The organism is Monashia sp. HAY1-5C, from assembly GCF_056755255.1.
The window spans coordinates 45,539-51,931 of record NZ_JBPGXG010000010.1; the positions used below are offsets into that span (position 1 = coordinate 45,539).

5 protein-coding genes are annotated in these 6,393 nt (G+C 71.9%); 1 reads left to right on the forward strand and 4 read right to left on the reverse strand.

Annotated features, from left to right (window positions below; genetic code table 11):
* Positions 1-56 precede the first annotated feature (56 nt).
* Positions 57-731: a GntR family transcriptional regulator gene (locus ACR9ZK_RS02970; protein WP_481340068.1), complete on the forward strand. Its 675-nt coding sequence runs from the start codon at positions 57-59 to the stop codon at positions 729-731.
* A 101-nt stretch (positions 732-832) separates the two neighbouring features.
* On the opposite strand, the gene ACR9ZK_RS02975 is transcribed toward ACR9ZK_RS02970, so the two are convergent.
* From ACR9ZK_RS02975 to ACR9ZK_RS02990, 4 genes are all read right to left on the reverse strand, one after another.
* A complete protein-coding gene (locus ACR9ZK_RS02975) occupies positions 833-3,163 on the reverse strand; it encodes an ATP-binding protein (RefSeq protein ID WP_481340071.1) in 2,331 nt (776 codons plus the stop codon).
* A gap of 136 nt (positions 3,164-3,299) precedes the next feature.
* Positions 3,300-4,505: a cysteine desulfurase family protein gene (locus ACR9ZK_RS02980; RefSeq protein WP_481340073.1), complete on the reverse strand. Its 1,206-nt coding sequence runs from the start codon at positions 4,503-4,505 to the stop codon at positions 3,300-3,302.
* A 27-nt stretch (positions 4,506-4,532) separates the two neighbouring features.
* Complete coding sequence (locus ACR9ZK_RS02985; RefSeq protein WP_481340077.1) at positions 4,533-5,165, reverse strand: MBL fold metallo-hydrolase; 633 nt, start codon at positions 5,163-5,165, stop codon at positions 4,533-4,535.
* On the reverse strand, positions 5,162-6,247 hold the full coding sequence (locus ACR9ZK_RS02990) for an S-(hydroxymethyl)mycothiol dehydrogenase (RefSeq protein ID WP_481340080.1): 1,086 nt from the start codon (positions 6,245-6,247) through the stop codon (positions 5,162-5,164). The genes ACR9ZK_RS02985 and ACR9ZK_RS02990 overlap by 4 nt, the downstream gene beginning before the upstream one ends.
* Between the last annotated feature and the right edge of the window lie 146 nt (positions 6,248-6,393).

Below are 6,393 nucleotides of genomic sequence, written 5' to 3' on the forward strand. Positions count from 1 at the left end.
TCTCAACGGGACGGGGGCGGCGATGGTCGAGGGCGGGCGGAAGAGGGAGTGCAGCGATGAGTCTCGATACGGTGGTCGGCGGGGCCAGCCAGGACGGCTACCTCTCCATGGCCGAGCGGGCCTACCACGAGATCCGCGACCGGCTGATCATGCTCGACATCGCCCCCGGTGCGCCGATCAACGAGCAGGCGCTCGCGCTCGAGCTCGGGATCGGCCGCACTCCGATCCGTGAGAGCCTCAAGAAGCTCGAGCTCGACCACCTCGTCGTGGCCTATCCCCGCCGGGGGACGTTCGCGACCCAGGTGGACATCACGGACCTCGCGGCGGTGTCCGAGATGCGCGCGGTGCTCGAACCGCTGGCCGCTCGGCGGGCGGCGGCGAGTGCGCGCCCCCAGAGCCGGCAGGAGCTGCTGACCAAGGCCGACCAGATCGCCGCGATGGACGGGCGGCGTCAGAGCAACCGGGCCCTCATGCAGTACGACATCGACGTGCACCGCCTCATCTACAGCGCCTGCGGCAACGAGCATCTCGAGGAGACGCTCATCCGGCTCGACAACCTCGCGACGCGCATCTGGTGCGTGGTCCTCGACCGGCTCCCGTCGATCGACGAGCACATTCGCGAGCACATCGACCTGCTCCGAGCCATCGCCGGTGGTGATGGCGACCAGGCTGCGCAGCTGGCGCTGCAGCACTCCGTGCACTTCGAGAGCTCGGTCCGCCGGGTTCTCTAGCGGACCTGCGGGCGCAGGTACCAGCTGGCCGCCGGGAGGACCGGGCCACCCGGGCGCGCGGCCGTGTCGGAGGCGCCGACGGCCCCGCGGGTGTGCCGAGGTCACCCTTCTTCGGAGCCGTGCGACTGACCCGCGAACCAGGCAGCGACCTGGGCGCGGTTGGTGAACCCGAGCTTGGTGAGGATGTGCTCGACGTGAGCCTCCGCCGTGCGCGGGGAGATGACCAACCGGTCGGCGATCTCCCGGTTGCTGAGTCCCTCGTGGATCAGCCCGGCGATCTGTCGCTCGCGCCGCGTCAGCACGTCGGGTGCCGCCGGCTGGGTGCGCGGGACCGCGCGCCTCGAGGGGGTCTCCTCCAGGGCGAAGGCGATCGCGTTCGCCTGCTGCATCGACCGGCCGCGTGACCATGCACGGTCGAAGGCTTCCTGCCCGAGCGAGGCACGCACACCGGCGAGGGAGGACTCGTGCCGCACCTCGAGCTCGGGAAGCGTCTGGATCGACGCCTCGATCCGGTCCCACTCGTTCTGCGCCGCGCCCATGAGCACAGCCGCCCGCTCGGGGTCGGCGGATGCGTCGACCCACGCGAGCACCTCGAGCGTGGCGCCGATGCCGAGGCGCTCGCCCATGACCTGCTCCAGGCGCAGACTCTCCTTCAGCAGCTGCTGCGCCGGCTGTCGTTCACCGCGTGCCCAGCTCGCCAGGCCGGCTGCCCACAGGGCCCATGACCGGAGCCACGTCTCACCGGCCGGCTGGGTGATCTCGAGGCAGGCGCGATGGCATGCCATGGCCCGGTCCCCGTCGTCGAGCGATGCGCTCACGATGGCCAGCAGCATCCAGCAGTGCGCGAGCTCGGCCGCGTTGCCCGAGGCGGAGAAGCCGCCGACCGCGTCGTCGAGCAAGCGCTGCGCAGCGTCCATGTCGCCGGCGTACATCGTCACCAGCCCGGCGGCCTCCGTGAGGAGGACCTCGGTCTCGCCGCCCAGCCCGCTCGCCAGTGCCCTGCCCTCCTCGAGAAGAGGCACGGCCGACTGGACATCTCCCTGCAGGGCAGCCCACCAGCACGCGCTTCGCAGCGCGAGGGACCGCGCCGTCGGATCCCCGCCGTCGGCGGCGAGAAGTCTCTCGCACCAGCGCCGCCCCTGCCGGAAGACGCCGTGGACATGGACGTACTCGAGCAGGTGCGCACACGCCCAGCGACCGGCGTCGAGCGCGTCAGGCTCGGCCGCGCAGAGCTCCAGGGCCGCCGCCAGGTTGCCCAGCTCGCGTCCCACTCTGTCGATCCACGCGAGCTGGCGGTCGCTGAGCCATCCGTCGTGCGCGTTGCCGACCATGGCCACGAAGAACTGCCAGTACCGGCGCTGCTGTTCGTCGAGGGCCCCCATGCGCGTCAGCTCGGTCAGGCCGCGCTGCCGGATCGGGGGGAGCATCCGGAACCGGGTGGCGGTCTCGCCCCGGGTCGTCGTGAGCACGGACTTGTCGACGAGGGAGGCCAGCGTCTCGGCGATCGGCTCCTCGTCGTCCGGGGCGGAGCAGACCGCAGCCGCGGCGTCGAGCTCGAAGCCGTCGACGAAGACGGCCGCCTTGGCCCAGAGCCTGCGCTCGGCGGGGGTGCAGAGGTCGAAGGTCCACTCGATGCAGGCGGCCATGGTGCTGTGTCGACGGGGCGCCGTGCGTCGGCCCCGGCTGAGCAGCTCCCACTGGTCGGTCAGGGCCTGCTCGATCTCGGTCGCGGACAGGGTCGGAAGTCGCGCTGCTGCCAGCTCGAGCGCCAGCGGGATGCCCTGCAGCCTGCGACAGATCGCGGCGACGGCGGCACGGTTCCCCTCGGTCAGCTCGTAGCCGGGAAGGCTCGCGCGCGCACGGTCGAGGAAGAGCTGGACCGCCTCGTACTGCTGCAGCCTGCTCGCGCCCGGCTCCTCCGGCGCCGGACACGTCAACGGTGACACCACGTGCACCACCTCACCGTCGACCCGCAACGGCTCTCGGCTGGTGGCGAGGATCCGTACCTCCGGGCAGCTGCGCAGGATCGTGTCGGCCAGCACGGCCACCACGTCGACGAGGTGTTCGCAGTCGTCCAGGACGAGCAGGAGACCGCGCTTCCTCAGGTACTCGACGACCGCGATCGTGCCGGACTGGGCGGAGCGCCCGTAGAGTCCCAGCGCCCCGGCGATCTGGTCCGGCACACCGTCCGCCTCGCTCAATGCTCCGAGCGACACGAAGCAGACGCCGTCGGGGAAGATCCGCCGCAGGTCCGCGGCGACGCGCAGCGCAAGACGCGTCTTGCCGATACCGCCGAACCCGGTCAGCGTGACCAGGCGCGACTCCGACAGCCGTTCGCGGATCGCGCGACGCTCGAAGCGCCGGCCGACGAAGGTCGTCACCTCGGCCGGAAGGTGCCCCGGGACCTGCGTGCTGGCGAGAGCCTCTGTCATGTGGTCTGGTCCTCCGTGGGTCCCGACGCGTCCACGGTACCGCCTGTCCGAGGGCGTCGGGCCGGGACGCAGCGCGCGAGCCGGGACGCAGCGCGCGAGCCGGGACGCAGCGCGCGAGCCGCCGGTCGCCTGCCAGCTAGCCGGCGAGCCCGAGCCGGTCCAGACCCCTGAGCGGTCGGCGGGCCCGCTCGACGGCGGCAGGCAGGGCCGCCAGGAAGGCATCGACGTCATCGTCCGTCGACGTGTGCCCGAGGGTGAGGCGCAGCGCGCCCCGCGCCCGCTCCTCCGGCACGCCCATCGCGAGCAGCACGTGGGACGGCTGCGGCAGGCCGGCCTGGCAGGCGGACCCGCTGGAACACCCGACGCCGGCAGCGTCGAGCAGGTGGAGGAGGGAGTCGCCGTCACAGCCCGGCACGAGCAGGTGCGCGTTGCCGGGCAGTCGCCGGATGTCGTCGCCGGGCTCCCAGGCGCCGGTCACCGTGATGCCGAGACCGAGGTCGAGCGCCGAGCTGACGAGACGGTCACGCAGGACGACGAGGCGGGCTGCCTCGGCGTCCCGCACGGCCACGGACTCCTCGGCGGCGGCCGCGAAGCCCCGGATCGCCGGCACGTTGAGCGTGCCCCCGCGAAGGTGCCGCTCCTGCGTGCCGCCGAAACTCAAGGGCACGAGCCGGGCGTCGCGCCGGGCCACCAGCGCCCCGACACCGAGTGGGCCACCGGTCTTGTGAGCCGTGATGGTCATGAGGTCGGCGCCGCTCGCCGTGAAGTCGACGGGGACGTGCCCGAAGGCCTGGACGGCGTCGGTGTGGAAAGGGATACCGAACTCGTGGGCGACGGCAGCGATCTCGCGGACCGGCTGGACCGTGCCCACCTCGTTGCCGGCCCACATGACCGTCACCAGCGCGACCGACTCCGGGTCCGCGGCGACGGCTTCGCGCACGGCGGCGGGGGTCACGAGACCCTCGGCGTCCGGCTGGACCCAGGTCACGCGCGCGCCGCGCCGGGCCACGAGGTGCTCCACGCAGTCACGCACCGCATGGTGCTCGATGGCGCTGGCAACGATGCGGGCCCGGCGCGGGTCCGCATCGCGTCTGGCCGCGAAGGTCCCCGATACGGCGAGGTTGTCCGACTCCGTGCCGCCGGAGGTGAAGATCACCTCCGACGGCCGGGCACCGACGGTCCGGGCCAGTCGCTCGCGCGCTTCTTCGACGGCCCGGCCGGCGGCCCTGCCCGCGGTGTGCAGCGACGAGGCGTTGCCCACGGTCGACAGCTGCTCGGTCATGGCTGCGATGGCCGACGCTCGCATGGGCGTCGTCGCGGCGTGGTCGAGGTAGGCAGTCACCTGGCCGGTGCCCTCCTCGGAGGTCGGTCAGTGACCCCGGGACAGCCAGGCCGGCAGGTCCGGGGCCTCGGCGCCGATGGTGGTGTCCGCGCCATGGCCCGGGTGCACGACGGTCTCGGGGGGCAGGCTGAGCAGCTTCTCGGTGATCGACTCGATGATCGTCGGGAAGTCGCTGAAGGAGCGTCCGGTGGCTCCCGGTCCACCCTGGAACAGGGTGTCCCCGGTGAACACCTGCCCCAGCTCGGGCACGTGGAAGCTGCACGCCCCGGGTGCGTGGCCGGGGGTGTGCAGCACGTGGACCTGCGTGTCTCCCAGCGCGATCCGGTCGCCGTCGTCGAGCTTGTGGTCGGGCCCGTTGACGTGCACCCGGTCCCACAGCATCCGGTCCTCGGGGTGGAGGTAGGTCGGTGCGCCGGTGGCCTCTCTCAGCTGCTCGGCGACGCCGATGTGGTCGTCGTGCGCGTGCGTGAGCAGGATGCCGACGACGGTGCGGCCGCCGACCGCGTCGAGGATCGGGCCGGCGTCGTGCGCCGCGTCGATGATGACGCACTCGAGCTCGTCACCGACGACCCAGACGTTGTTGTCGACCTCCCAGGTGCCTCCGTCGAGGCTGAACGTGCCCGAGGTGACGACGCGGTCGACGCGCAGGGACCCGCTCACAGCTGGACCACCGAGCGCAGCACCTGGCCGTGGTGCATCTTGTCGAAGGCCTTCTCCACGTCGTCGAGGTCGATCGTCTCGGTGATGAAGTCGGCGAGCGGGAAGCGGCCCTGCTGGGCCAGGTCGACGAGCATCGGGAAGTCACGCGAGGGCAGGCAGTCGCCGTACCAGCTCGACTTGAGCGCGCCGCCCCGGCCGAACACCTCGATCAGCGGCAGGGTGATCTGCTTGTCCGGTGTGGGGACGCCGACGAGGACGACGGTGCCCGCGAGGTCGCGCGCGTAGAAGGCCTGCTCGTAGGTCTCGGGGCGGCCGACCGCGTCGACGACGATGTCGGCGCCGAAGCCGCCGGTCAGCTCGCGGATCGCCTCGACGGGGTCGACGTCCTTCGAGTTGACGGTGTGGGTGGCCCCGAAGCCCTTGGCCCACTCGAGCTTCTGGTCGTCGACGTCGACGGCGATGATCCGCGACGCGCCGGCAAGGGCGGCCCCCGCGATCGCGGCGTTGCCGACGCCTCCACAGCCGATCACCGCGATCGAGTCACCGCGGGTGACGCCGCCGGTGTTGACGGCGGCGCCGAAGCCGGCCATCACGCCACAGCCGAGCAGACCGGCGGCAGCCGCAGGCGCCTGGGGGTCGACCTTGGTGCACTGCCCCGCCGCGACGAGCGTCTTCTCGATGAAGGCGCCGATGCCGAGCGCGGGGGAGAGCTCGGTCCCGTCGGTGAGGGTCATCTTCTGGGTGGCGTTGTGCGTGTTGAAGCAGTACTGCGGCTTGCCCTTGGCGCAGGAGCGGCACTGGCCGCACACGGCGCGCCAGTTGAGGATGACGAAGTCGCCCGGAGCGACCTCGGTGACACCGTCGCCGACGGCCTCGACGACGCCGGCGGCCTCGTGGCCGAGCAGGAAGGGGAAGTCGTCGTTGATGCCGCCCTCTCGGTAGTGCAGGTCGGTGTGGCAGACGCCGCAGGCCTGGATCGTGACGACGGCCTCGCCGGGCCCGGGGTCCGGCACGATGACGTCCACGACCTCGACGGGCTCACCCTTGGCGCGGGCGATGACTCCCTTGACGGTGCTTGGCATGAGAAATGGCTCCTTCTGGAGGGCGATCGGTGGATGGCTCGGGAGAGGGACGGTCAGCGGAACACGACGGTGCGGTTCTGGCCCAGCAGCACGCGGTGCTCGGTGTGCCCTGTCTCTTATACACATCTGACGCTGCCGACGACGGA